At 65.9% G+C, this 25,020-nt stretch carries 14 protein-coding genes; 2 read left to right on the top strand and 12 right to left on the bottom strand.

The annotated features are described in order from the left end of the window. Positions 1-5: 5 nt before the first annotated feature. From AO716_RS07315 to AO716_RS07300, 4 genes are all read right to left on the bottom strand, one after another. Positions 6-1,745, bottom strand: coding sequence for a sugar transferase (locus tag AO716_RS07315; protein WP_082413415.1), 1,740 nt, complete (start codon positions 1,743-1,745; stop codon positions 6-8). 654 nt (positions 1,746-2,399) lie between these two features. Further along, positions 2,400-5,129 (bottom strand): LuxR C-terminal-related transcriptional regulator, encoded by a 2,730-nt coding sequence (locus tag AO716_RS07310; RefSeq protein WP_055240289.1) that lies wholly within the window; start codon positions 5,127-5,129, stop codon positions 2,400-2,402. Then, positions 5,129-7,828: a LuxR family transcriptional regulator gene (locus AO716_RS07305; protein ID WP_268753569.1), complete on the bottom strand. Its 2,700-nt coding sequence runs from the start codon at positions 7,826-7,828 to the stop codon at positions 5,129-5,131. The genes AO716_RS07310 and AO716_RS07305 overlap by 1 nt, the downstream gene beginning before the upstream one ends. A gap of 267 nt (positions 7,829-8,095) precedes the next feature. Next, the gene (locus tag AO716_RS07300; protein ID WP_235472029.1) at positions 8,096-10,831 is read right to left on the bottom strand and encodes a helix-turn-helix transcriptional regulator; all 2,736 of its coding nucleotides are present in this window, start codon (positions 10,829-10,831) and stop codon (positions 8,096-8,098) included. 229 nt (positions 10,832-11,060) lie between these two features. Between AO716_RS07300 and AO716_RS07295 the strand changes: the two genes are divergently transcribed. After that, positions 11,061-11,693, top strand: a complete 633-nt coding sequence (locus AO716_RS07295) for an acyltransferase (protein WP_055240286.1) — start codon at positions 11,061-11,063, stop codon at positions 11,691-11,693. Between the two features lie 192 nt (positions 11,694-11,885). After that, positions 11,886-14,579: a WecB/TagA/CpsF family glycosyltransferase gene (locus tag AO716_RS17005; protein WP_082413413.1), complete on the top strand. Its 2,694-nt coding sequence runs from the start codon at positions 11,886-11,888 to the stop codon at positions 14,577-14,579. Positions 14,580-14,639: 60 nt separating this feature from the next. Here the strand turns inward: AO716_RS17005 and AO716_RS07285 are convergent, their stop codons facing one another. Genes AO716_RS07285 through AO716_RS07250 form a run of 8 tightly spaced genes read right to left on the bottom strand, consistent with a single transcriptional unit; the run spans position 14,640 to position 25,018 of the window. Continuing rightward, positions 14,640-16,004 carry an O-antigen ligase family protein gene (locus AO716_RS07285; RefSeq protein ID WP_055240285.1) on the bottom strand — a complete coding sequence of 455 codons (1,365 nt, stop codon included), beginning with the start codon at positions 16,002-16,004 and terminating at the stop codon, positions 14,640-14,642. Further along, the gene (locus tag AO716_RS07280) at positions 15,992-16,708 is read right to left on the bottom strand and encodes a hypothetical protein (RefSeq protein ID WP_055240284.1); all 717 of its coding nucleotides are present in this window, start codon (positions 16,706-16,708) and stop codon (positions 15,992-15,994) included. Before AO716_RS07280 ends, AO716_RS07285 begins: the two co-directional genes overlap by 13 nt. Then, positions 16,705-17,514, bottom strand: a complete 810-nt coding sequence (locus tag AO716_RS07275; protein WP_055240283.1) for a hypothetical protein — start codon at positions 17,512-17,514, stop codon at positions 16,705-16,707. Before AO716_RS07275 ends, AO716_RS07280 begins: the two co-directional genes overlap by 4 nt. Beyond that, a complete protein-coding gene (locus AO716_RS17000) occupies positions 17,511-19,508 on the bottom strand; it encodes a glycosyltransferase (protein ID WP_082413412.1) in 1,998 nt (665 codons plus the stop codon). The genes AO716_RS07275 and AO716_RS17000 overlap by 4 nt, the downstream gene beginning before the upstream one ends. Beyond that, entirely contained in the window at positions 19,505-21,673 is a 2,169-nt protein-coding gene (locus AO716_RS07265) for a glycosyltransferase (RefSeq protein ID WP_082413411.1), read from the bottom strand. Before AO716_RS07265 ends, AO716_RS17000 begins: the two co-directional genes overlap by 4 nt. After that, complete coding sequence (locus AO716_RS07260) at positions 21,670-23,205, bottom strand: lipopolysaccharide biosynthesis protein (RefSeq protein WP_055240281.1); 1,536 nt, start codon at positions 23,203-23,205, stop codon at positions 21,670-21,672. Before AO716_RS07260 ends, AO716_RS07265 begins: the two co-directional genes overlap by 4 nt. Next, on the bottom strand, positions 23,202-24,329 hold the full coding sequence (locus AO716_RS07255) for a DegT/DnrJ/EryC1/StrS family aminotransferase (RefSeq protein ID WP_055240280.1): 1,128 nt from the start codon (positions 24,327-24,329) through the stop codon (positions 23,202-23,204). Before AO716_RS07255 ends, AO716_RS07260 begins: the two co-directional genes overlap by 4 nt. Next, on the bottom strand, positions 24,326-25,018 hold the full coding sequence (locus tag AO716_RS07250) for a NeuD/PglB/VioB family sugar acetyltransferase (protein ID WP_055240279.1): 693 nt from the start codon (positions 25,016-25,018) through the stop codon (positions 24,326-24,328). The genes AO716_RS07255 and AO716_RS07250 overlap by 4 nt, the downstream gene beginning before the upstream one ends. Positions 25,019-25,020: the final 2 nt, after the last annotated feature.

Raw genomic sequence — 25,020 nt, 5'->3', positions numbered from 1 at the left:
TTGGGTTAGTAAGCCCCGACTGGCCGCAGCAGCATTTTTGCGGTGCGCCAGAGGATGATGATGTCGCCTGCAACGGACCAGTTCTCCACGTAGTAGAGGTCCAGCCGGACGCCGTCTTTCCAGTTCAGTTCCGAACGCCCGTTGATCTGCCACATGCCGGTAAGGCCCGGTTTGATGTACAGACGCCGGTGCACGCGGTCCCCGTACTGCGCCACCTCACGCGGGAGGGGCGGGCGTGGGCCAACCAGGGACATATGGCCCAGGAAGATGTTCCACAGCTGTGGCAGCTCGTCGAGTGAGTACTTGCGCATCCAGCGGCCCACATTCGTGACCCGCGGGTCGTGCTGCATCTTGAACAGCACGCCGGAGCCTTCGTTGCGGTCCAGCAGACCGGCTAGATCGTCCTCGGCGGTCTGGACCATGGAGCGGAACTTGAGCATTTCGAAGACCTCGCCTCCGCGTCCCACCCGTTCCTGGCGGAAGAGCACCGGACCCGGACTGTCCCGCCGGACCAGCAGGGCAAGGATCAGGAATACCGGAACCAGGGCCAGCAGCGCCAGCCCGGACAGGACGATGTCCATGCCGCGTTTGAGCAGGTGTTTTCCGCCCGCATACTGGGGCAGTTCAACATGCATCAGGGGCAGCCCCTCGACCGGCCGGGAGTGGATACGTGGACCGGCAACGTTGGTCAGCCCAGTGGTGAGGATCAGCTGGACCGCGGATTCCTCCAGTTTCCAGCCCAGCTCCTGGACGTAGCTGCTGCCACCCTTGGTGGGCCCGGCAACTATGACGGCGTCTGCTCCCAGCCGGCTGACCGCGTCTACCACGTGCTCTGTATCCGAGACCACCGGAAGGCTGACTCCGTCCACTTCCAGGCTGGACCGCCGTTTGCCCGATACCGCCACGCCCACCACCTTGTAGGCGGCGCCGGCTTTAGCTGCGATCTGGTGGGCCACGTAGCGGACGTCCTTGGGACGGCCCAGCACCACCACCCGCGAGAGGAAGCGCCCGCGCTGCCGCTGGCTCTTCAGCCATTGCCTCAGCAGCCACCGGGAACAGATGAGTCCCGCTGTGCCCGCGGGGAGGACGAAGGCGAAGTACCCCCTGGCAAGTTCGACCTGCAGTGCGAAGGAGGCGAAGACCATTCCCGCGGTTACAGCGAACGTTGCGTTGACCACCCGCTTGTATTCATCCGTCCCCATGCCCGCGATCTTCGGGTCACGGCTGCGGTAGATGTGCAGCGCCAGCAGCCAGCCGGCGGCCAGCAACAGCGAGAAGACCCAGTAGGTCGTTGCCACCGGCCCTACACGCAGTTCTCCGGCCTGTGCTCCAAACCGCGCCACTGTTCCGATCAGCACTGCGGCGAAAACCACCAGGGCGTCCGTAAGGATCAGGATGCGCTCGTAGCGCCGGTTCCAGACGACTGCGGATGTCTTTGACGCGCGTGCCGCGCTGGAGGGACGGGTGATGAAGGACGGAAAGACAAAGGGCTGCGCGGGAAGCGCTGCGGCTCCAGCTCCAGGTGTTACTTTTACCCCGTCCAGTGCAGCCGGAGGCGCCAGCACGAAATCGGTTCTCAGGTTCTTTTCCGCGCCGCGCGCGGGCTGGTGCGTTTCCCGCACCCCATGCCGCAGGGGCGCAGGGTGGTCCAGGACACCGGGTGGGTTTTGGATGTTCTCCGCAACCCCCCTTGCTTCCCCCTCCAGGAACTGGCCCGGCAGCAGCCGATGTGTATCTGAGCTCATAAAGAGTCCGTCATCCTTCGTAGCTTCCCCTAACTAACGAAGTCTGAATCTAGGAGTCGGCGTGAACCGGGGCACGAGTACCGAATACTCGCCTCAGGGGACCAACCTCGCCCTCCGCGGCAGCGGTACTTGCAAGCGCTACGCGGTTCGCCGCAATGGATTTCCCACGGCCCGGAGCGGATGGGATTAGGTGCCTGGACAATGCAGGCACGGCCGGTTTCGGGCAGAAAAAAAGCACCCCGAAGGATGCTCGAAACCCAAAGCGAAGGAGCCGGCGGCGGCTGGGGGGAAGCCTGGGTCTCAGCAGACTTCGACGCCGCCGGCTCCGCTTTGGGGGGCCCGCTCAGACACCGGATGCGGGCCTGGAATATCAGGAAGGGTTCCTCTGGCCGACCGGTAAGGACTGAATCCCGGCACAGCCTGCGGTGCAGCGAAAGCTGCTGCTTTCTCCCGCCCTGACAAGCACAGTTAACGACAGCCGGCACAGCGGCACACCAGTAATTCCCACTTCAAAACGCGCACGCTCCACTCGATCCGAACGGTTCCCTACCCTATGGGCCGGTCCCGCTACTTGGGCTGCGCTGCTACTTGGGCTGCGCTGCGCGGATCATCATCGGGGCTCCGGTCAGTACGCCGGAAGGATGCCGCCGCCGGTTACAGGCTGGCGTGCGCCTTCGGCTCCGCTTCCAGTGCCCGGTAGACCACTTCGAGTTCGGTGCGCTTGCTGATGCCAAGCTTCACGTATATGCGGTAAACATGGCCTTCCACGGTCCGCTGCGAGAGTGTGAACTTCGCAGCGATGTCCTTTGTCCCGGCGCCCTCGAGCAGAAGCTCGACAATTTCGTGCTCACGTTTTGTGAGCCTCACCTGATGGACACTTGGGCTCAGGTAGGACACGGTGACACCGGCGAGCTCGTCCCGCCTGCGCCGGAGCTGCTGGATGAGGGCACGTTGCCTGCGCAGGTTGTTGTGGGCGCCGTAGTACCGGATGGCGTGCCCGATGCACTCGACTGCCAGCAGGTACTTGCGGCGGCGGACGGCTTCATCTGCGGCAAGGACCATGCGTTCGGGGTTATCGGCCGCGACTGCAGCTGCGTACGCGTGCAGTGCCTCGGCTTCTCCCCCTTCAAATCTCTCAGCAAGATCCACAAGGCGCCGCGCCTGCTTCAGGTCCCCGACTGCCAGGGCGAGTTCCAGGATGTCTTTTTCCGCTGCGTACTGCCCAAGGGACCGTGCCTGTTCTGCGAATTCCCTTACCTGCGGGGGCGGTGCATCCTCACTTCCCTGCGGAGCCAATGCGGCCGCGGCAAAAGCCTGCGATGTCAGTTTCAGCGACGGCGGGCCGGCGTACCCCAGGCTACGGAGCTCCCCGGCGAACCGGATGGCCGGCGAGGTGTCCTCCACAACAACTGCTGTATAGCCCGACACCGCCAGGGCATAAGGAAGCAGGCGCTCAGGGTCCCCGGCTCGCAGCGCTTCGATGGCGGGCCTCAATCGTCGCAGCCCCTCGCGGAAACGTCCCTGGTGGATTTCCAGGGCGCCCTCCAGCACCCCCATGCTGCCGCCCATCCTCAGCAGATGGTGAGGTGCCGCTCCCAGCTCGCTGGTGATCAGGGTGCCGAGCTTCTCGAAGTGACCGCCGTGGAGCAGCGCGAACCCATGCCGCACGAGGACGCTGCCCCGGACCCTGCTATGTGCCATCGGCTCCTGATGGAGCTCCCTCTGTGCCTGCCCGGCGGCGCGCAGTGCTTCGGAGATGTTCCCGGCTGCAGTCTCAACCTCGCATACGAGGGCATAACCAAGCGCCCTCAGCTCATGCCGGGCTGCGGATGCGGACGCCGGCGCCAGCCCGGTTTCTTCCTCCAAAAGCTCCATTGTGGTAACTGCTGACTCACCCGGAGTCAGCAGGTTTCCGTCAGCAGCCCTCGCCCACAGCGCGAGCACGCTTCGGCCGGCGGCGAGCCATGCGGTCCGGGAAGCATCGGGGCCGGTGCCGGAAAGCTGCGCGTCGCGGGCTGCCCAGTCCTCCGCCAGCGCACGCAACCGCTCTGCGGACAGATCGGAACAGGCTGCCAGTTGGGCAGTGACCAGCACAGCCAGGTCCAGGGTTTCCTGATCCGGTGCGGATTTGACCACCCCTTCCAATCCTGCCCGTGCCTCTGAAAGATTACCCAAAGCCAATTCGGAGGACGCAGCCTCCACTCGGGCCCGGACTGCCATGGGGCCTGGCCGGACGGCAAGTGCCAGCCGCAGCGCCAGCTCTGCATCGCCGTCCGCGTTCGCTGCCCGCGCAGCCTGCAGCAGCACTGAATCGGGAGGAGTTCCTCCGCTGTCAAGCGCCCATGCCACCTGTCGCGGGTCCTGGACGAGGCGCTCATCGGATGTGCCGCCGGCCAGCTGGCTGCGGATTTCGATGCTGCGCATGGGCGGAACCAGGCTGCGGATGGCGTCGGAGTGGAGCCGCTGGGCCATTCGCAGCTGGTCCGGGGTGTCCATAGCCGTGGCCAGATACCCCTCGTCCAGCAGGGACTGGACAGCCGCAGGGCCTGCGATGGCCGCGAGGCTGGAACGGGAGAGAGACCCGGACAGCGCCACAGCTTCCAGAACTGTACGCTCCTGCGCGGACCTGCCCGCGAGCAGCCTTTTGGCCAGGTCCTGAACCGTGGGTTCCAGGACTCCCGGCAGGGACCGCAGATACCAGGAGCCGTTGCGCTGCAGCAGGTCGCCGCGTTTCCGCGCTGCGGCCAGCAGTGCTTTGACATACAGCGGATTGCCCCCGGAGACCTGGGCCAGCACGGCGCTGGACGCACGCAGCACAGGCCCGCCCAATTCCTCTGCGCAGAACCGGTGCACTGCCCCCGGGGAGAGCGGTTCCAGGTCCACCCGTGACAGCAGACCGTCGCGGGCAAGGGACAGCAGCTCCTGGATGTTCTCGCTGCGGCTGCGCGCCAGCACAAGCAAACGGACTTCGCCGGACATGACCAGCTGCACCAGCACATGGCTGGAGGATTCGTCCAAATGGTGGGCGTCGTCGACGACCAGCAATGCCTGAGGATGACCGGACTCCGCACGGGCACGGAAGTACCTGCGGATGTTCCGCAGCACCATCAGGGGTGACCCGAGGTCTTCCGCCAATGCCCGCTCCATGAACGGCGTGAGCGCTCCGTACGGAATGCTGGCCAGCACCGGGCTGCTGTGGACTCGGTAAGGAGTGACGATTCCTTCCAGCCTGCCAAGGACTGCTTCGGCGAGGACACTCTTGCCCATGCCTTCGGGGGCCAGGACAATCGATCCCCGCAGTACCGGATCCAGCAGGTGATTGGCGATGGCTTCAGCTTCGGCCATCCGGAGGAAGAGACCGGTGTTTCGGACCTGGGTTTCCATCACCGCACCCCGCGTACTGCGCCGGACTGGTTTGCGCTGCCGGTCTGGCTTGCTGACAGCAAGTGGGACAGTTCCCTCCGGCTGCCGACGTGCAGCTTGGAGTAAATCTGGTAAAGGTGGCCTTCAACGGTGCGGACAGAGATTGAGAGCTCTGCGGCGATCATCTTGTTACTCGTTCCGGAGGCAGCCTGGCGTGCGATCACCCGTTCGCGTGCCGTCAGCCCGCGCAGGCAGTCTTCCACCTCGGCGTCGTTTTCTGTCTCCCCCGACTGCAGCCGCCGGCTGCGGTGGATGAAGCGGACGGTGGCGCGGTCCCCCGATCCGGCCGCGATTTCCAGGGCCCGCTCTCCGGTGTCCCGTGCGAACAGTTCATGGCCCATGGCCGCCGCAGCGTCGGACGCGAGCAGGAGCTGCTGCGGATCGCAGCCCGCCGCGCCCTTGGCGTAGTCCTCGCACAGCCGGGCGAAGCGTCCCTGCAGAACTGAGGCGGTATCCAGCAGCTGCTGGGCGGCAGCGGTGTCCCCCAGCCGCACGGCACTCAGCAGGCTAAGGACGGCGTAGGCTCCAGCGCCGCGGGCGTCGTCCTTGGCCGCAAGTTCAGCCAGCGCTTCATGGGCGTCTTCCGAGCCCAGGAGATTCCAGGCGAGCACGGTGAAATGGGCTGCAGTGCGCTGCAGTGCCCATGATGGCGTGGCCGGCACCGCGTCGGCGGTACGGAGGTGCTCCTCTGCCCGCTCGTACTGGCCCTGGAGTGCAGCGCAGTACGCTGCCACGGCGCTCACGGTGTGCTGCAGCCCGTCCGGATCAAACACGGCCAGCTGCGTTGCGGCCGGGTGAAGCAAGGCGATGGCTGCGGCCCCGCGGCCTGCGAATGCATGAAGCATCCCTTCGCAGACTTCGCGGAGGGTCCCGCCAAGACTGCCGTCCCCCTCCGTTCCGGCATCCTGGTAGAGGAAGTCTGCGGCAGCATCAAGCGCGCCGGTGACCATTAGGACATGCAGGATCCTCGCCTGGGCGGGCGCGGCCTGGCCCTCGTCCAGATCCGGCTGGTGCACGTCTGTGAGGATTGGCCACAGGGCTGCGGCAAGCTCGTGCGCGTCCGACTGCCGGTCGCTCATGCCCCACGCTACGCAGAGCCAGGAGCCCACCAGGGCACGGAATCCGCGGCCGTTTTCATCGCCGCGGGCATAAATTCCGGAGAGAAAGGAAGCTGCCTCGCTGTACTGACCGTGCTGTGTGAGGCAGCGCGCGCGCTCCAGGACCAGTTCCCGTTCCAGCATTGCCGCCTCACGGTGAGCCAGCCCCTGCTTCCTGAGCTCGGCGAGCATCCGGTCGGCGTCGCCGAACAGCGCAGCGTGCGGATCCGCAGAGCCGGAGGCAACGAATTGCTGCTCGGCGAGCGCGCGGCACCCGGACGCTGCTTCGACCAACAGCAGGCGCACTGAGTCAGGCGATACAATGCCTGTTTCGTCGAAGGAGCGGTGCCGGAGGATGGCGTCGGCGGCCTGGGCGGCATTGCCCCGACGGAGCTGGGCGCGGGACAGTTCCAGAACCGCCGCGGTGGAGGACAGGTAGTCCGGATCAGCTTCAATGTACTCCTGGGCTGCCTCCGGGTCTCCTGCCGCGTTTGCTGCACGGCCTGCGGAAAGCGCCAGCGGCGCGGACAGCTTGGCTCCCGCGCTTAGCAGCCATTCCGCGGCATGCGACGGCAAGGCAACTGCGGTGTCCGGCACCATGATCTCGAGGAGCTCCCGCCGCCTTCCGGAGTCCAGCTGTCCCCGCAGCACCGTGCCCAGGGCCGGATCGCCCAGTGAAAGCGCCGGCGCTCCTCTGTGCTGGAGCTGCAGCAGCCCCGCTTCCTGGAGAGCATCCACCTCAAGGCTGTCCAGCCGTTCCAGAACCTGCTCGAGCGGCAGCGCACCGGACAGTGCCAGCAGGTCAAGGAGCTCGCGCTGCCCTGCGGAAAGGCCTGTTAGCCGCACGGCCATAGCGGCGTAGAGGCGCGGGAAGGTGCAGTGGCGGGTCTTATCAAGGACCCAGACGCCATCCATGGATTTCACCCTGCCGCATTCCCGGTAGTCCTCCGCAACTGCCAGCAGCATGTTCGGGTTGCCGCCGCTGGCGCTGGCCAGTTCCTCTGCCGCTGCCCTGCTGATCGGGCCCCGCAGGTTTGCTTCGAGCAGGTGGGCGCACTCAGAGGGCAGCATGGGCTCCAAATCCAGCCGCGTGAGCAGCCCTTCCCGCCACAGGCCCATGAATTCGGCAGGTGCGGCGCTGAAGTCGCGGAAGGCCGCGAACATGTGAGCGGAGCGGTTGACGACCATTTGGCTAAGTACCATGGCGGAGAATTCGTCGAGTTCCTCGGCGTTGTCCACGGCGAGGATGACCTGGCGGCCGGCAGCGCGTTCCCGGATGAGCTCTGTCAGCCCGCGCAGGATCAGGACGGGGTGGGACGCAGACTCGGGTTCGAGCTCTGACAGCATGAATGTCAGGGCCCCAAAGGGAGTTCGTCCGGCAAAGGCAGATCCCCTGACATTCACCACGTAGGCGGCACCACCGTAGACGGAGAGCACGTGCCGGATCAGTGCGCTCTTGCCGGTTCCGGAATCGCCCACGACCAGGCAGCCCGAAACTGCTGATTCCGGTTTCAGGCAATCTGCCATGGCCTGAATGAGACCGGAGCGCCCGAGAAAGGGCACATCCTGGATCTGCTTTCCAACGGCTTGTTCTTGGATCAGCGGGGCATGCGCCAGAAGTGCATGTGCGCCGGACAAACGATGTTTCTCCACAGTGAGACCTCTTCCTAGCAAGCTATCTTGCCCACGGGGGGCAGTGCTCAAAAGACTAGGTAGAGCAAATGGCACCTGCCTGAGTAGGAATCACCAGTAATCAGTAGGCGGTACTTGAATTACACGGGTGTAACCGCACCCCGCTACCTGCCCGGATGCCCGGACGGACTGCAGACGCTACTTGTACACCCGGGTGGATTCCGTGGTTCTGGTGGCGCTGTCCCTCCCCGTGCCCGCGATGCCGCTCCCTTCCCCCAGCAGACGGCGGAGTTCAGCCCGTCCTGAGACGTGCAGCTTTTGAAAGATCCGGCCAAGATGCCAGTCAACCGTGCGGGGTGAGAGGTGCAGTGCGCTCCCCAGCCGCGCGCTGCTCGCTCCGGAAGCCGCACGGACGGCCAGGTCCCGCTCAAAGTCGGACAGTGTGTCCATTCGGCTTTGAAGGCTGTTGGCATCGGCGAGCATCCGGTAGCACTCGTTGGCCACCACACGGGCCCGGCGGGACAGCTCACGCTGGTCTGCGGCGTCGGCCGTTTCCTGTGCCGCGAGCGCGGCCTTGTAACCCATTCCGTAGAAACCCCGTGCCAACAGCGCTTCGGCGGCTTCGAAGAGTAACTGGGCAGATTGTTTCCAAAGCCCGGCACCGAGTTTCTGCCAGGTGCCGGCCATAGGTCCGTCTCCGGCGGCAGCCGTCGTTTCAAGCAGCTGCGCCGAGGCTAAGTCCCCGTCCAGGCCCGCAGCCGCCAGATACAGGACGGCCGCGGGAAAGCTGCCGGCGGCCGCTGCGCGTTGACCTTCCCTGGCCAGCTGGCCAGCTGGATCACCGCTCCGGCTCGTGGTGCCGCGGGAAAGGGCAGCAGCCAGCTGGAAATAGCGTGTGCCTACCAGTACGTGGCCTGCCGGGGCGGCCCTGAACTCCGGGACAGAGCCCAAATACTCCCCCATTTTGTCCCATTCCTGGCGCTCTGCGTAGCAGTACGCCATGGCTGCCCGGGCAAGAGGGAGCAGATCCCGGGGGTCGTCCACTTCAAGCTGCCGGAGTGCAGGAATTAAACACTCCAGCGCTGCGTCTGCACGTCCGGTCAGAGCGTGAATAACACCAGCAGGCAGCTCCGACCAGGCACTCAGATGGTGTTCCAGGTAGCGCACCCCGTTGGCCTGGTTCAGCATGGCCAGGGCCCGTCCGGGTTCGGCGCACATCACGTGCGTGCACAGGACGCCGCTCAGGATCTCGGAGCCGGTGGTGAGCGGGAGGGAATGCACCTGGCGCAGTCTCTCCCACAGCTCGGCAGCTTCCTTCTGCGCCTCCCCTGTCCGGCCTTCCAGGGCGAGCAACTGGCACCGGCTGGCCTGCGCACCCAGTACGAGGGCAGTGGGTGCAGTCCAATCCAGGCAGAGGGCAGATAGTTCCTCCGGGGCGGCGGAGGGGTCTGCATCCAGCACTGCGAACGCCGCACGCGCGGCGGTAATCAGGTGAAGGGATTGCGTATGCAGTGGTTCAGACTGGCCCTGCGCAGCGGTCTCTGCCTGCCGAAGAGCATCCTGCGGCGAAACGTAAGGGTCCGGCACCAGGCGGGCCACCTGTGCCAGTTCCAGCAGGGCGGGCACCAGGGTTTCGGGATCCTGGAGTCCTGTCAGGCTGCGCAGTTCAACCTCGGCAGCCGGTGCCTGATAGCACGCCCGCAGTGCCCTGGCCCGTTCAAGTTTCAGCCGGGGGTGGGGCCGGGGGTCCTCGACTGCCGCAGCGATCTTGATTGCGCTCTCGGGCGCGCCTGCCAGGTTCGCCACCGCGCACGCACGGGCGGCGAGGTCGGGGTCGACGGGGCCGCCGGCAGCGGCAGCCCATTCGGCAAACGCACGGGCCGGGATGTCTGCCCAGGTATCGAGATCAGGACCGGTGGCAAGAAGCTCCTGCCACAACTCGAAGAAATGTCCCATCGGGACCAGTTCGGCAATCAGCCGCGCGTACAGCGGTTCGCGCATCCATACCGTCCCTTCCCGCTGGGCAACGACGAGGATGCCCTGTTCTTCCAGGTTCTCCACGCTCCGCTCGTCCCCCATGGCCAGCAGCACCTGAAGCTGTATTCCGGGGCACAGGGATACCAGGTCCACGACTCGGCGCTCCGCGTCGTCGATGCGGCGGTACCAGGACGCCATCCAGTCGGCGATCTCGCCCTTGAAAGTCAGCGGCCCTGCAAGCGTCCAAATGCCGCCGCGTTCCTTCAGCCGGCCGGCTGTCATCTGGTCCCGGCACAGCAGGGAGGTGAACAACGGGTTGCCCCTGGTCTGCAGCCAGACCGAGTGGGCTGCGAGGGCGGAGAGACGGCCACCGGTAAGGTCCTCCATCAGAGCCAGCGAGTCTGGAGGCTCCAGGGGCCCTAAATCGATGCGGCGGATCATGCCTTCAGACCACAGCCGGACCAGCTCATCGCCGCAGCGCAGGAGGTCGGGGGTAGTTGCTACCAGCGCCGCGGCTGACTGCCGTATTAGTTGAACGGTGGCGGTCTGGCTCAGCGGATCCAGTTCGTGGATGTTGTCCACAACCAGCAGCGTCCGCCGTCCCCCTGCCCGCTCCTGCAAATAGGCCTTGAGCGCCCGCAGCACCTGAACGGGATCGTCCAGCGGGGTGTCCGGCAGCTCACTAAGCAGCCAGCCCAGTGCCCCGTACCCGGTGCCGGCGGAGAACCTGCTGCCGCGGATTTGGACCACATGAAAGCCCTGCCGCACTGCACGCGCAGCAGCGTTGGCGAGGGCAGTTTTCCCGATCCCCTCGGGTCCTACGATCACAGAGCCCCCGTTGGACTCTATGGCGGAAACCACCGCACGCAGTTCCTCGCTGCGGCCAACGAGGCGGATTTGGGAACTTGAGATATGTCCGGAAGGAGGATAAGGCTGTGGGGGTGGTGCAACGCGCATAGATTCCTGCCTCGAGTTTTGGGGCCCGAAAACAGAGCGTAGGTTTGGGGGCTTTGAAGTCCTACACGTAGTTATTACTGTCTTTCGACCACTTGGTTCCGGGGAATCAGCTTCAAAAGTGTCTCGACTACCTAGGCATCTCTTACTTGTGCGCGTCCGCGCGGCCAAGCGGTAGGGTGTGGCAGGCCCGGAAGACAACGGGTTGTCCCGGGAGCGAAAGGACACCGGTATGGACAACATCAATGCCACGGCAGACGTCGACGCCAACGCACAGATCGGAACCGGAACACTGATCTGGCACCTCGCGCAGGTGAGGGAAGACGCGGTAGTCGGCGCGAACTGCGTTATCGGACGGGGCGCGTACATCGGTCCGGGTGTCCGGGTGGGGAACAACTGCAAGATCCAGAACCATGCCCTGGTCTACGAACCGGCAGTGCTGGGCCACGGGGTATTTGTGGGGCCCGCCGTCGTCTTCACCAACGACACTTATCCGCGGGCAGTGAACCCGGACGGGTCGCTGAAGAACGCGGAGGACTGGAACCCGGTGGGTGTCGAAGTAAGTGAGGGTGCTGCCATCGGCGCCCGTGCTGTCTGCATCGCGCCCGTCAGGATTGGCGCGTGGGCAACAGTGGCTGCCGGCGCTGTCGTGACCAGGGATGTTCCTGCCTACGCCGTCGTCGCGGGAGTCCCTGCACGCCAGGTGGGCTGGGTTGGCCCGGCAGGGCACCCTCTTGTTCCCGGTTCCTCCGACGGCGAATGGACCTGCCCGCTCACCGGCGCGCTCTTCCGCGTTCACGACGGCGCGCTGGCACCGATTTCGGAGCATGTTTCAGACCCAGCCGCACTGACCTTCGGGGACTAACCGGCCGGGTTCGAAGCCAGCCTCCCGCAGGGTCCCGGCCCACCGCGGCCCCTACCCGCGTAGCACCTCGCAGAATTACCCTTTGCGGGCTCCACTGTCCGTGCAGAGACCAGTAGCACATACCCAGTGCCCCGCGTATGGCCCCTCCTATTGTCGCTGCCGGTAGCAACGATTGTGGAGGAGGAGCCGGACATGGCAAAGCTAGCAACGACAACGGACGGCCATGTATCCAAGGGGCGGTCATTCGGTTCCGGCCACGACAGCAGCAGGCTGTTGCTGGCCGATGTGCCGGTCGACCTCCTGACGGCTGAGGACGCAGTCAGGATGATCGTGGAGCGGGCGCGCAGCGGGGCCCGCGAACCGCTGGCTGTTGCATCCGTCAATCTGGACCACCTGCACTACTTTGGCGCAGCCGGACGATGGCATGGTGCCCTGGACGCCGCAGGACGCAGCGGAGCAGTTGAGTGGCTGAATCTGGTGGATGGGGCGCCCATCGCAGCCCGCGCCAGCGCCCTTACGCAGCGGCAATGGTCCCGTCTTGCCGGAAGCGACCTCATTGGCCCCCTCCTGGACGAGTGCGAGGAACACGGACTCAGCGTCGGTTTCCTGGGCGGAGCACTTCAAACCCAGGAGCGGCTGATGCAGGTCCTTCCCCGGCTGCGCCCCAAGCTGCGCATCGCCGGCTGCTGGGCGCCCGAACGCAGCATGCTGGGAGATGCCGCAGCCAATCTGCACCTGTGTTCGGAGATTTCAGGCGCAGGGGTGGACGTCCTGGTCGTCTGCCTTGGCAAACCCCGCCAGGAACTGTGGATCACCGAGAACGGTGCTGCAACCGGCGCGTCAGCACTGCTTGCCTTCGGAGCAGTGGTGGACTTCCTGGCCGGCAGGATCCAGCGTGCACCGGACTGGGCCAGCGCCAACGGGCTCGAGTGGGCCTGGCGGCTCGCCCTGGAACCACGCCGCCTGGCTAAGCGATACCTTCTTCAAGGCCCCCCGGCCTATCTGCGGTTGCAGCGCCCAGCCGGCCAGTCCGGATCCACGGTGCCGCCCGGCGCAGTACCGCGGCCGGCTGCTCCATCCCCCGCCCGTGTTCCGTTCCGTTTCGCGCCGCCGACTGGCTTCGCCGATGTTTGTGTTCTCTCTGTCACCCACAACAACGCCGGCGACGTCCCCGGTCTGATCGATTCCCTGCGGGCTGAGACGGATGACCTGGCCGTGCGGGTAGTCGTGGCGGACAACTCCTCTACAGACACCACCCTGGAACAGCTTGCCCTGCACAGTGATGTGCAGGTTGTGCAAACCGGCGGCAACCTCGGCTACGCCGGCGGGATCAACGCAGCTGCCCTGCATACCGGTGATGCGGGAGCCGTCCTGGTCCTCAACCCGGACCTCCGGGTCGGCCGCGGCGCCCTTAGAGCCATGCTGGAGCGCCTGCGGCAGCCGGGGACCGGGATAGTGGTGCCTTTGCTGGCTGATGAGGACGGCAGTACCTACCATTCCCTCCGACGGGAACCGAGTATTCCCCGGGCGCTGGGAGATGCACTCGCCGGGCGGCGGCTGGCGCATCGGCCGGGCTGGCTCTCGGAGATTGAGTACGACGCCGAGGCCTACCTCTACGCACATCCCGTGGATTGGGCTACGGGAGCGGCGCTGATGGTGGATATGCCCCTGGCCCGCAGGCTGAGCGGCTGGAACGAGGACTTCTTCCTGTACTCCGAGGAAACGGAGTACTTTCACCGAGCGCGCAGCACCGGTGCGGAAGTGTGGTTTGAACCGGCGGCCACCATGGTGCACCGCCGGGGCGGGTCAGGGCAGTCACCCGAGCTCACCGCGCTAATGGCCGTGAACCGGGTTCGATACGCCGAACTGCGCCACGGAAAAAGCTACGCCGCGGCGTTTCGGACAGCAGTCCTGCTGGCAGAAGTGCTGCGGACCGGCGGGGCAGGGCACCGCCTGGCGGTCCCGGCGCTGCTGCTTTCCCGGCACCGGAGGCGTCTCCCGGGGGCCGGCCGCGCCTCCGCCGCGGAAACTCCAGCGGCCGCAGACGAGGGCGCCGTATCCCTTCCCCGGGGCACGATCATCATTCCCTGCCACAATGAGGAACGCGTGATCGGCGCCACCCTTGATTCCCTGGCGTCGGTGATTGCCGCCGGAACCGAAGTCATCGTGGTGTGCAACGGCTGCACCGACGGCTCGGCTGCTGAGGCCGGGGCACGTGCGGGAGTGCGGGTGCTGGAGATTATGCAGGCGTCCAAGACAGCGGCCATCAATGCCGGCAACGCCGCCGCTTCCTTCTGGCCACGGCTGTATCTGGACGCGGACATCACGGTGGGCGAGGAGACTGTTCGCGCGGTTTTCGAGGCACTGGATACCGGGTCCCTCGCCGTTCGCCCGCCGGTGGACTACGACCTGAACGGCGCAGCTTTGCTGGTTCGCTCCTATTACCGTGCCCGCCGCCATCTGCCCGGGGCGGGGACAGCACTGTGGGGCGCCGGCGCCTACGCACTGAGCGCCGAGGCCGGGCAGCAACTGGGTACGCTCCCCCCGGTAGTAGCCGATGACCTGTACGTGGAGCGGTTTTTTCCGGCAGCGGAGAAGTCCGTCCTTGACTGCCCCCCAGTCCTGGTCCGGCTTCCCCGTGACGTTCCCAGCCTGCTGGCTGTCCTTCGCCGCACCTACCGGGGCAACGCCGAGCAGGGCGCCCTCAACAGCACAGCGCTAAACAGTGCCGCGGGGATCTTCGGTTCCGTTCGAGGTCCGCGAAGTGCGTTCGACGCCGTCGTCTACACCGCTTTCACCCTCGCGGGCCGTCGGCTTGCGGCAGCCTCGCACCCGGGAACAACGTGGGAGCGGGATGAAAGCACCCGGACCATGTTCCGTGCCTGACACGGGCCCCGCCTGCGTAGTGGTCGATCGTTGGCTCTGGCGGGACCCGGGCCGGAGAACTCATTCCCTGAGCGGGTCTCCGTCCGGCAGACGGATTCCGGTCCAGCTCCCTCGGCGTTCCCCGGACCTGTGCAGCCCGCGGTAGGCGCCTGCGAGTCCAACGGAAAGGAACAGGAGGGCCGCCGAGACGGAGAAATTCAACCCGTCGAAGAACGCCAGCAGGACGGCCCCGGCCAGGATTGAAGCGGCCAGGCCTGCCCCGAGCTCCCGGGCCCGGCTTCCGGCAGGGAACAGCCGGTACCCCGCGCCCAGGGTGTTCCACACGGCACAGAGCAGCAGCAGGACCAGCAGCATCAGTCCGACCAGCCCAACCTCCACCAAGGCGGTCAGGTAGCCGTTGTCGAAGATGCGGTAGCGCGGGAGGAACGTTCCAAAACCGCGGCCAAAAAAGAGGTTCCTTGTCGCGATCTCGATGGCCACACCGTAACTGTCCGTCCGGGACAGGGAACTTGAGTCATTGCCCATGCTCTGGAACATGCCGCGTGCCGTTCCTGCGACGCCGGGGACGGTGACGTAGACGATCCCCAGCAGCACCGCCAGACCGCCCAGCACCCGAATCCGGACAGCCCCGGACCAGGCAGGGACCAAGATGATGATGCCTACCGCAGCTCCGATGAACGCCGATTTGGAGCCGGACAGGATCGTAGCGAGGGCCAGTGCGAGCACGGGCCACCAGCGGGCGGCCTGGTTCCGGTGTTTGTCCGTCAGCGCGAGGGTAAGTGCCAGGGGCAGCGCCATTGACAGCACGACTGCGTACTCCAGAGGCTGCGTGGCCAGTCCTGACGGCCGGATGAAGTCTCCGCGAGTGGACGCTGAGTGCGCACTGTCAGCACTGAAGCCCGGGAGCGTAAGCCATTCGAGCAGGCTTTGGCCTGCAACGAACTGGGCCAGGCCCAGCAGTGCGGCCAGTCCACCGAGCAGAGTCATCCTGCGGACCAGAACCAGCCAGCGCTCCGCTGAACCAATCCCGTCGTTGGCCAGCAGCCCAATCCCCACCCAGCCGGCGGTCCGCAAAAGGCCGCTGTCAGCCGGTGAAGACTCGTTTGGCGGAATTCCCTGGAGATTGGATACGGCGTAGCTAATCAGCACCGCTGCCAGGAAACCCAGAAGCGCCCAGCGCACCGCCGAGGATCCTGCGTTCAGCCGGGTGGTGCGGCGCAGTCTTTCAAAGGCCCACCAGGACAGTCCCAGCAAACCCCACAGGGTTGAGGGCCGTCCCAGGGAGCCGAGTGCGGTGATGGTGAGGTAGGACGGGAGCGCCAGGGTAAGCAGGAGGTAGACAGACAGGAAGGTTGACACATCGCGCGACGTGCCGTTGGACCCCGCCGCCGGTGCCGCCGATGGATATTTCTTCAGCCCTGCCATGCCGCTGCCTCTGCCCGGGCTCTCTTTCCGTTACCGCTCCTGTGCCTTCGCCCGGTGCGGGCCCGGCGCAATGCCATCGCATCCGTTGCTGCCGCCGCGGCGCAGGACAGCCCCAGACCCGTCACGGACAGGACAGTCAGCGCCTTCGCCTCCCCCATCTTCGTCTTGCCAAAAGAGGTGATGATGAGGTCCTCCGGCGCGCGTTCCACGCTGATCATCGACGATGGGGCAGCTCCTGCATCGGCCTGAAGCGCTTCGCTCACGGCACGGACCTCAAGCAGGACCCGCTCCATCTCGGCGGAGACTTCTTCCGGAGACGGCGCCGCAACCTGCACGGACAGTACCGGGCGGCTGAAGGAAGAGAGCCACTGGCCGCCGGTGTCCAGCATGCTGATCGAGGTTCCCTGCCGGATCCCCGTACCGAATAACGACGCCGTGGGTGAGGCGAGTTTTGTGGACGTGGCTCCGGCCAGGACCTTGCGCTCCACAATGGCTGTGAAGTCGATCAGCGTTTGGGGTTCGGTGCCGGTAAGGGAACGGCCCTGGCCCGGAAGCCCCGGCTCTGCGAAAACGAAGTCCGACTGGGCTGCGTAAACCGGTGCGGATTGGCTAAGGCCCCAGTAGGCCAGCCCGGTGCAGCAGAGCCCTGCCAGCAGCACGTACCAGCGCCTTCGCAGTGTGGCCAGGAGGTCTGCGGACGTCACCGTGTACGCAGGTCTTCCCCGGTAACGGATTCCTGCGGCTTCTCCCCCGCTGCAGGCCGTTCTCCTCCGGTCCGAGCCGTGCGCTTTCCCTGGCTGTCTTTCCTCTCTCCGGCTCTCCGGCCGGCACCGCGGACATGAACATCACTTGCCGGTCCGGGTACGGATGCTTTTTGGTGCAGGTTCTCTTCGGCTGCAGGTTTGAGCCGGCGCTGCCGGGAGAGCAGCAGGCCGTCTGCCAGTGCCGTGAACATAAGCGTGCCTGCCAGCCCTATCGCGACGGCGACGGCCACGATCTGCAGTGTCTGCTTCACGTTCAGCGTCCCCTCGGCGTCCACAACCAGTGGCATGATGTCGATTCGCTGCTCCGGCGTCACCTCCAGGTCATCCTGCATGCGGGTGAGGACGGCCGGGAGCGTTTCCATGGCGCGGTCCAGCAGTTCCAGGGACTCGGCGTCGTTCTCTGCTGTGGCCTGCACAACCACAATGGACCCGCTGGTGCTGCGGTCCGGCTCAATCGTGTAGGTCGCCGACGGATACTCGTCGAGCACCTGGTCACGGACAGCGGGGGCGTTTGACTGCCGGACCAGTACGTCCAGCGCTTCGCTCATCCCGCCCAGCTGCAGGTAAGGGTTGCCGTCCTCGCCCACATTCGCTGACGGCGGCATCAGGACCATGCTTCCCTGCGCATCGTACGACGGCGGGACCAGCAGGCTTGCAGCCCAGCTGAGGAGGGCGGTGAGCACTATCCCGGAGAGGACCAGGTACCAGCGGCGGACAAATACCAGCAGGCTTTGCCGTGTTGTCACTGCTGCCCCCTCACAAGAACGCCCTGCATTGCACCAATCCGGTTCTTGACCCGGTCAAGGCCGTCCTTGCCCATGGTTCGAAGGAGCACGGTCTTTGCTGCCGTGCGCAGTCCTGCTCCTGCAGTCCTGCGCGGAGTCTCCAGCAGCAGTTCCCGGATACGTTCACCGGCGGTAGGAGCCTCAGCACCGCCCAGGAGTCCTTCAAAGCGCGGGCTGTGGATCTCAGGAACCGCCCTGACGCCCCGGACACGGTTGCTGACGTTTCCGCCATGGACAACCTGGAGCCATCCCGGGGGCCCGGGAACTTCCAGTACCGGCATGCTGCGTCCCAGCAGCGTGTGCCAGTCTGCCCAGCAGGTCACGGCGTCCGGCCACGGCTCAGCAACGGAACAAAATGCGTTGGTCCGGTCAGTCCTGGCAAAGAGCCTTCTCCCGGCGAGGATGAGGCCGTTTGGCAGATACAGCGCGGTGCGGCGGCCACCGGTCTTTCCCGCCGCGTGCTGCAGGCGGTCCACAAAGTCCGCTGCCAGTCCGTCGTCGTTGTCCAGGTTGGTGGTCATCAGTTCTGCCGCTGGTTCAGAGACCATGCTCCGCAAGTCCACCAACAGCTCGGTGCGTCCCACGGACGAGCGGTAGACAGGCGTGAAAAGTCCACCGGCCGACCATGCCCGTATACGTTCGATGAGCCAGGCCGGGCTCTCGGGATCGAAATAGATGATCCAACGAAACCGGGCGTTGGACTGCGCGGCCACGGAGGGCAGGCAAAAGCGCTCGAAGAGTCCGGCCCGTTCCTTCAGCCACCCTTCACGTGCCCGCACCAGTGATTCCGGACCGGGTGTTGGGAGGTTGAAACGGGTGATCAGGAAATGGTCGCCCGCCCATTCCGGGCTGGCGGCGCCGGCGGCGTCGAGAAGGGTACGTGCCCGAGCATCCCAGGAATGCGTACGCGCCAGCAGCTGCCTTTCCCGTATATGGCCGGCATCCGGAGCCTCGCCCAGTGCGCGGGTCACTGCGTCAGTGAACCCTTCCGGAGTGCGCTCACGCTTCACGTGGGGACTGCCAAGCCAGCGGGCCGCCGGGAGGTCGGTTGCCACGACCGGCAAGCCGGCAGACAGGTAGTCGAGGGTTTTCAGCGGAAAACTTGCCTGGTTGAAGGCTGTGTCGGCGTAGGGGGTGATGCCAACTGCCGCGGAGCTGAGCCGCTGCGGCACCTCCTCGGCAGGGACCTCAGGCTCCCAGCTGACGTTTCCCAGCGCAAGCAGGGCATCCAGTCTGGCTTGCACCGCCGGGTCCCGGGCCGTTCGGGGGCCGATGACGGCGAGCTCAATGCCCGCGGCTGCCACCGCGTCCAGAATGTCGAAGTCCAGCCGCTCGTTCAGCTGTCCGAGGAGTATGGCCCGTCGGGAACGGGGTCCCGGCGGGCGGGCCGGGAAAGGCACACAGCCGTTGGGCAGGTGGAGCACCTTCGTGCCGGGTGACAGGTCCTGGAGCCTGTCCGCCAGATCCTCAGTGACTGCGGCCACCAGGTCTGCTTCGGCAATGTTCGCGAGCATGCAGCGGCGGATCCGGCCCGCATCAATACCCATGAGCGGGGCTCCCGCCAGCCAGTCATCAGTCACGAAGAACACCTTCGTTCCAGTTGTCTTTCGCGGAAACCGGCCCAGCGGTCCCCCCACGACGACGACGGCGAACTCCGGGTCGGCATCCCGGGTCGCCGAATGGATCCCCCGGTGCAGGAGCCAGGTGGCCGCACGGTTCAGCACGGGACGCCAGGCGCCCGGCAGGACCGGCACGGTCAAACGGCTGAGCCGCGGCAGGACTTCCTCCAGCACCGGGTGCAGGCCGGGTGCGCGTCCTCCAAACAATGCTGCCGGAGGATCGACCCACAGCACCTGACGATGCTGCGCGAGTGCGCTGGCCAGCTGCTTTTCCGTCCCGCTGACGGCTGCCCATGGCGTTCCGGCGATCCATGCCACGGCGCCTTTTCCGCTCACTGCGCGCTCCCCTCTGTTTGCTGGAGAGCCTGTTCTCCGTGGTGCTTTTCTTGCACCGGAGGCCTGTCGGATCCCGCCAGTATCGCCGTCCCGCGTACTGGTTCGTGCCCCAGCAGAACAAACCGGCTGCCGGCGGTCAGCCCGGTCAGCAAGCGGTAGCCGCCGGGCGTCGTGGTATCCGTCAGGACCACCAGGGCACACCTGGAAAGGAACTCGGCCGACCCTTCAGCGGCTCGCGCATCCGCCACAAAAGCTGCTGTCCGGTTCGTGCCGGTCCCGCGTTCCGCGTCACCGGCTGCGCCGGCGATTACGGAGGTATCGACCTGTGCGGCGCGCACCACGGTCAGTGGCGGGAGCGACGGATTCAGCTCCAGTCCCCGCCGCATCGCGCGCTGCAGCCGGTCGCCGGCGGGATCTCCAAACAGAACAGCCGATTCGAGCCCTTCCCGGCGAAGGATGTCGGTGAGCGTCCGGGAAAATTCATCTGTCAGCAGCCGCTGTTTCAGAGGCGAAAGTCTTAGCCGAAGCTGCCGCACTGCGCCCGTGCGCATCCGCCAGCGGATCCGGCGAAGCAAGCGCTTCCGAAGGAGAGCTGCCGGGCCATGGCCTGGCACCACCGGAGCGGGAGTGGAAGCCGCAGTGGGCGCGGCGGTGAACCGCAGACCGTCCCGTGACTGGCCGCACGCCATGAGTGCATGGGCCAGTGTGGCTTCCCACTTCCCCTGTGAGGTTTCCGGAACCGGGCAGATGGAAGCACGGGCAGATCGCACCGCTGCCGTTTCAAGGCCCAGCAGGCTGCGCATCCGGTCCAGTTCCCGGTGGCTCAAATGCGGGAATCTCCGTGCCCCGGCCACGGCCTGTTCCCGCTCTCCGGAGCACAGCAGCGCCCTGAGATGAGTGGCCCAGAGGACCGGATCCGGGTCCGGTGCGGACCGGTCCGTGAAAGTGTCCACCAGCGCCTGCGTGGTCCAGTCCCGCGCTGCTTCAGCGTTGCCTGCAGCGAGTTCGCTAAAGGCTGCCCCGATCACCGCTTCAGGAATGAAGTAGAAGTTGAGGCATTTCAGGAACTCCCGCCGGGCACCGTCCGGATCCGGTTCCTCCAGTAGGTGCCAGCCGGATGCAAGGAACTGCCTGTCGCGGCCGCCCGCGGCGAACGGCACCTGTGTGCTGTCCTTTGGCGACAGGAACAGGCTTCCTGCTGGGGACGCCTGCACTATGCGTTCGGCCGGGGAGCGCACGGCCTGCAGCTGCAGCCACTCCAGGACCTGGCTGCGGCGGGACTGTACGTGCCTTTCCTGGACCAGCTTTTGGCCAGCGCGGACCACAGCCTCCAGACGGCCGGGATCCGCGAGCAGCGCATCAAGTTTGTCCGGTATCTCCTCAGCCTCTCCCAGCACGCAGTTCTCCAGGTCCACGAACCCGAATGCAGCGACTGCCGGGGTATCCTCCGCGATGAGGCAGGCACCGGCTGCCGGGATTTCCAGGTGCTTGCGCACCAGGTCCCTGGACATGCTCCCGCATGCGGGAACGAAGACACTGGCGCTGAGCAGGCGGGCGTAGTCTGCACCGAACACTGTGCGGCCCCCGCTTTTGCCCCATCCGTAGTGCGGCATGGTCATGGTTGCGAAGTTTCGGGACAGTGTCCGGCCCACCGCGTTACGCCAGGGATAGTGGCGCTCCTGGCTGCCGGTGAAGAGGACCGGAATATTCTTCTCACCGGGATAGGAGTGGAAAACGGCAGGGTCCACGGAGTTGGGCCAGACGAATAGCCGGTCTGCTATCTCGGGAGTGTATTCGGCCATGGCCACCGAGGTGGTGAAGTATTCTTCGACGCCCCACCGGTCCATGTCCGAGAGGAAAACCGCACGCGCCAGGTCGTAGGGATCCGAATGCAGGAACCCAAGTTTGGGGATCTCCGGCCGGCTGGCTGTGTTCCGGATACTCCGCTCCCCCGCGTAGACGCCCGATTCAAAAACGCAGAGGTCCGGGGAAAAGGCATCACACTCGGCCGCATAATCACAGTCCCGGTCAATGACACGGACGTCAAAGAAATGTTCCAGGGTCTGCACATGCTCGTCCAGATGCCGGTTCAGGAAACCGGGGAGCCCGGGCTTGGCCCAGCGGAAGAACAGCAGCCGGGGCAATGGCTGGTCAATCGGTCTCATTGGATGCTCTCCTTGCTTCGCTGCCGCAGCGCAGGCAGCGTGCTTTCCAAACGGTCGTAGAAGGCCAGCAGGGTTCCCGCCCTGCCCCGCACCGCCGCAGGCAGCGCACGGCGGAGCATTGGTGCGCTCAACACCAGATAGGCGGCTGTCCCGGTGAGTCCGCCGAGAATCAGACGCGGCACGTCACCGCTGACGGGCGAGGCAGCGGCCAGGCCCAGCAGCGCGGCCCCGGCAGCCGCTGCCGCCGGAGCGCCTGAGGCACGCACCAGGAGACGGCCGGCCGCGGGAACGGTCCCGCGAAGGGCCCGCAGGTAGAGGGGCATGATGACAATCGCAATGACCGCCACGTGCACCCACGCTGCCCCTGAAAGGCCGAAGGGTCCAAGGCTCAGTCCAACGGCGGGGATCAGGACAATCAGCCAAACGGCCTGGACTGCAAAAACGGATCCTGCCCGGCCCTGGCCCACCAGCAGGTTGGACATCAGCAGGGACAGGGCGAAGACACCCCCATACAGGGCAAGTATCCGCAGCACGGGGGCTGCGGCCGCCCAGGTGCTGCCGTACAGGACAGCCACCAGCTCTCCGGCGAGAGCAATGGTCAGTGCCATGACCGGAAACGCGATGAGGGCCACCATGCGGGAGGTCCTGGCCAGGAAACCGCGCAGTTCGGCGGATCCGGATTGGAGGGCGGAGAACGCGGGCATCGCAACGGAGTTGATGGTTGAACTCATTACTGATGTGGACCAGGAAGCGACTGTAAAGGCCAGCGTGTAAATACCAAGCTCCGCCGGTCCCAGAAAAGCTCCGATAATCGCATAGTCGGCATTGAGCAGGCTGTAGCCCAGCAGATTGGCGCCGGCCAGCGGCAGTCCAAAGCGCAGAACCGGCCCAACTTGTGCACGGCGCAGACTGGGCCAGTAAGTTCGGTCAACGCTCAGTGCCATGACGATTCCACTGACCAGCTGGCTGACCACACGCGACCAGGCGAACGCCATCGCACCGTCACCGCCGATCGCCAGGAGAATCAGTACCAGGTTGGTCGGCACAAACGCCACCGCTGAGGCGAGGAACACCTTGCCCTGACGGAACTCACGCACCAGGAGCGCGCCGGGAACTGTGAAGACCCCGCCCAGGAACACGGCAATGGAGAGCACCCGGATCGGTGCAGCAGCTTCCGGGGCACCCAGCAGGCCGGCGAGCGGATCGGCAGCCAGCACCATGCCGCCGGCCAGCACAAAGGAACTCACGAGCGCCAAAACAGCTACCGTGGATGCCACCTTTTCGGGGTCAAGGTCCCGTCTGGCAACACACGATGAAAGGCCGAGTTCCCCGAAGCTGGAAACAATCGCGTGCACGACCAGGGCAGCAGCAAACACTCCGAAATCGTGCGGCGTTACCAGCCTCACCACGACCACCATGACGGCTATTCCCGCCAGCTTCATCATGAGGGCGTTCGCGCCGGACCAGAGAGCGCCCCTGGCGGCCCGTGCACCTATGCTGCCCAGGCCGCTGGCTTCCGGCGGCGCTGTCACTGCAGGGCCGCCGCGAGGGTTTCAGCGACGTATTCCTGCTGGGCGCGGCTCAGGTGAGGATGGAGCGGCAGCGACAGCAGCCGCGCCGCGGCGTCCTCACTGACAGGGAAGTCTCCGGGACCGTGGCCCAGGTGTGCGTAGGCGCCGGTCAGGTGCACGGGAACTGGATAGTGGATTCCTGCGCCGATTCCTGCGGAGACCAGAAGCTTCAGGATCCGGTCCCGCTCTTCAGCCGGTACCCGGACACCGTAGATGTGCCATACGTCCGTGTTGCCTTCTGCGCTGAAGGGCAGCACAAGTCCGGGAATACCCCTCAGCAGCTCGGCGTACACTGCAGCCGCTGTACGCCGCCGTTCGTTCCAGGCCGTGAGGCGCTTGAGCTTTGCACTCAGCACCACTGCCTGCACGGCGTCGAGCCGCGAGTTCATCCCGGGTTCCTCGTGCCGGTACTTGCTGCTGCTGCCGTGGTCGGCGAGCATCCGGACACGCGCAGCGACGTCAGCTCTGCCGGTCAGGACGGCTCCCGCGTCCCCGGCAGCACCCAGGTTCTTACCGGGATAGAAACTGGTTCCCGCTGCGTCCCCGAGGGTTCCGGCCCTTCTGCCGAACCGCTCCGCGCCCTGTGCCTGGGCGGCGTCCTCCACGATCGCCGCACCGCAGCGCCGGGCTGTGGCCTCCAGGGCTTCCACCGGCGCGCTTTGCCCAAACAGGTGCACCGGCATCAGTGCACGGGTCCTGGGCCCGACGGCGTTTGCCGCGCTCGCCGGGTCCATCAGCAGGTGCAGCGGGTCAACGTCAGCCAGCACCGGCCGTGCGCCCAGTCTGGAGACTGCTTCAGCGGTGGCAATAAACGTGTTGGCGGGCAGAACCACTTCCGTGCCGGGCTCAACACCGCAGGCCCGAAGTGCCAGTTCGAGTGCATCGGTGCCGTTGGCCACTCCGATGCAGTGCGCGCTTCCAAGCCACTGGCTGTAGGCGGCTTCAAAGTCGTCCACATGTCTTCCGCCGATGAACGCCGTCGCTGCGAAGACATCCTTAAGTCCGGCCTGTATCTCCTCCTCCACCTCGGCGTGTTGGGAAGCCAGGTCAACCAGCGGGACCGTCATCAGTTGCTGCGCTGTCATCGCGGGTCCTTCCACGAAGTGTCCGGTTCAGAAATCGGGAACTGCAGGCTTGGCGCCAGCGGCCTAAGTTCCCTGGCCGGCACCCCGGCCCAGGTTTGTCCCCCGGGAACGTCCCGGAGGACGGCCGCGCCCATGCCAACCAGAGCCCCGGCTCCGATCCGGACCCCCTGCCGCACCGTTGCGCCCATGCCCAGATAGGCACCGGACCCCACACGTGCGCCTCCGCCCAGACAAACACCGGAGGCCAGGGTCGCGTAGTCCTCAACCACGTCATCGTGCGTCAGCGTGCAGTTAGGCATGACAGCCACGTGCCGGCCGACCGCGACCGCAGCCGTCAGGACGGTTCCGGCAAGCAGGATGCTCCCCGTTCCCACAGCACAGCTGCCGGTTAGGCGGACGGCAGGGTCGATGAAGGTTGCGAACCGGTCCTCTCCGATCCCCATGCCTGCGAGTGTCTGAACCATGCCCGCGCGGGCCGTTCCGGAGCCGGCACAGGCCAGGAACCGGCTGCGGGGGTACCCTGCCGCGCCGCCCAGGCCTCCCAGCACGGGAACCCCGTCGACCACCGTTTCGTGAAGTGCCGGATCGTCATCCAGGAATCCCGTAATCCGGTACTCCCCGGTCATCCGTATGGCGGCCAGGACCTCCCTGCCCAGTCCCCCGGCGCCAAGCAGCAGCAGTGTCGGCATGG

Source organism: Arthrobacter sp. Edens01 (assembly GCF_001307035.1).
In the GTDB taxonomy this organism is placed as follows: Bacteria; Actinomycetota; Actinomycetes; order Actinomycetales; family Micrococcaceae; genus Arthrobacter_B.
Note: the sequence above shows the minus strand (reverse complement) of the source record. Positions and strands in the feature narration are given on the sequence as shown.

Coding starts and splice junctions, on each gene's coding strand:
- AO716_RS07315 (WP_082413415.1), bottom strand. CDS start 1,745: ATGAGCTCAGATACACATCGGCTGCTGCCGGGCCAGTTCCTGGAGGGG.
- AO716_RS07310 (WP_055240289.1), bottom strand. CDS start 5,129: ATGGAAACCCAGGTCCGAAACACCGGTCTCTTCCTCCGGATGGCCGAA.
- AO716_RS07300 (WP_235472029.1), bottom strand. CDS start 10,831: ATGCGCGTTGCACCACCCCCACAGCCTTATCCTCCTTCCGGACATATC.
- AO716_RS07295 (WP_055240286.1), top strand. CDS start 11,061: ATGGACAACATCAATGCCACGGCAGACGTCGACGCCAACGCACAGATC.
- AO716_RS17005 (WP_082413413.1), top strand. CDS start 11,886: ATGGCAAAGCTAGCAACGACAACGGACGGCCATGTATCCAAGGGGCGG.
- AO716_RS07285 (WP_055240285.1), bottom strand. CDS start 16,004: ATGGCAGGGCTGAAGAAATATCCATCGGCGGCACCGGCGGCGGGGTCC.
- AO716_RS07265 (WP_082413411.1), bottom strand. CDS start 21,673: ATGAGACCGATTGACCAGCCATTGCCCCGGCTGCTGTTCTTCCGCTGG.
- AO716_RS07255 (WP_055240280.1), bottom strand. CDS start 24,329: ATGACAGCGCAGCAACTGATGACGGTCCCGCTGGTTGACCTGGCTTCC.
- AO716_RS07250 (WP_055240279.1), bottom strand. CDS start 25,018: ATGCCGACACTGCTGCTGCTTGGCGCCGGGGGACTGGGCAGGGAGGTC.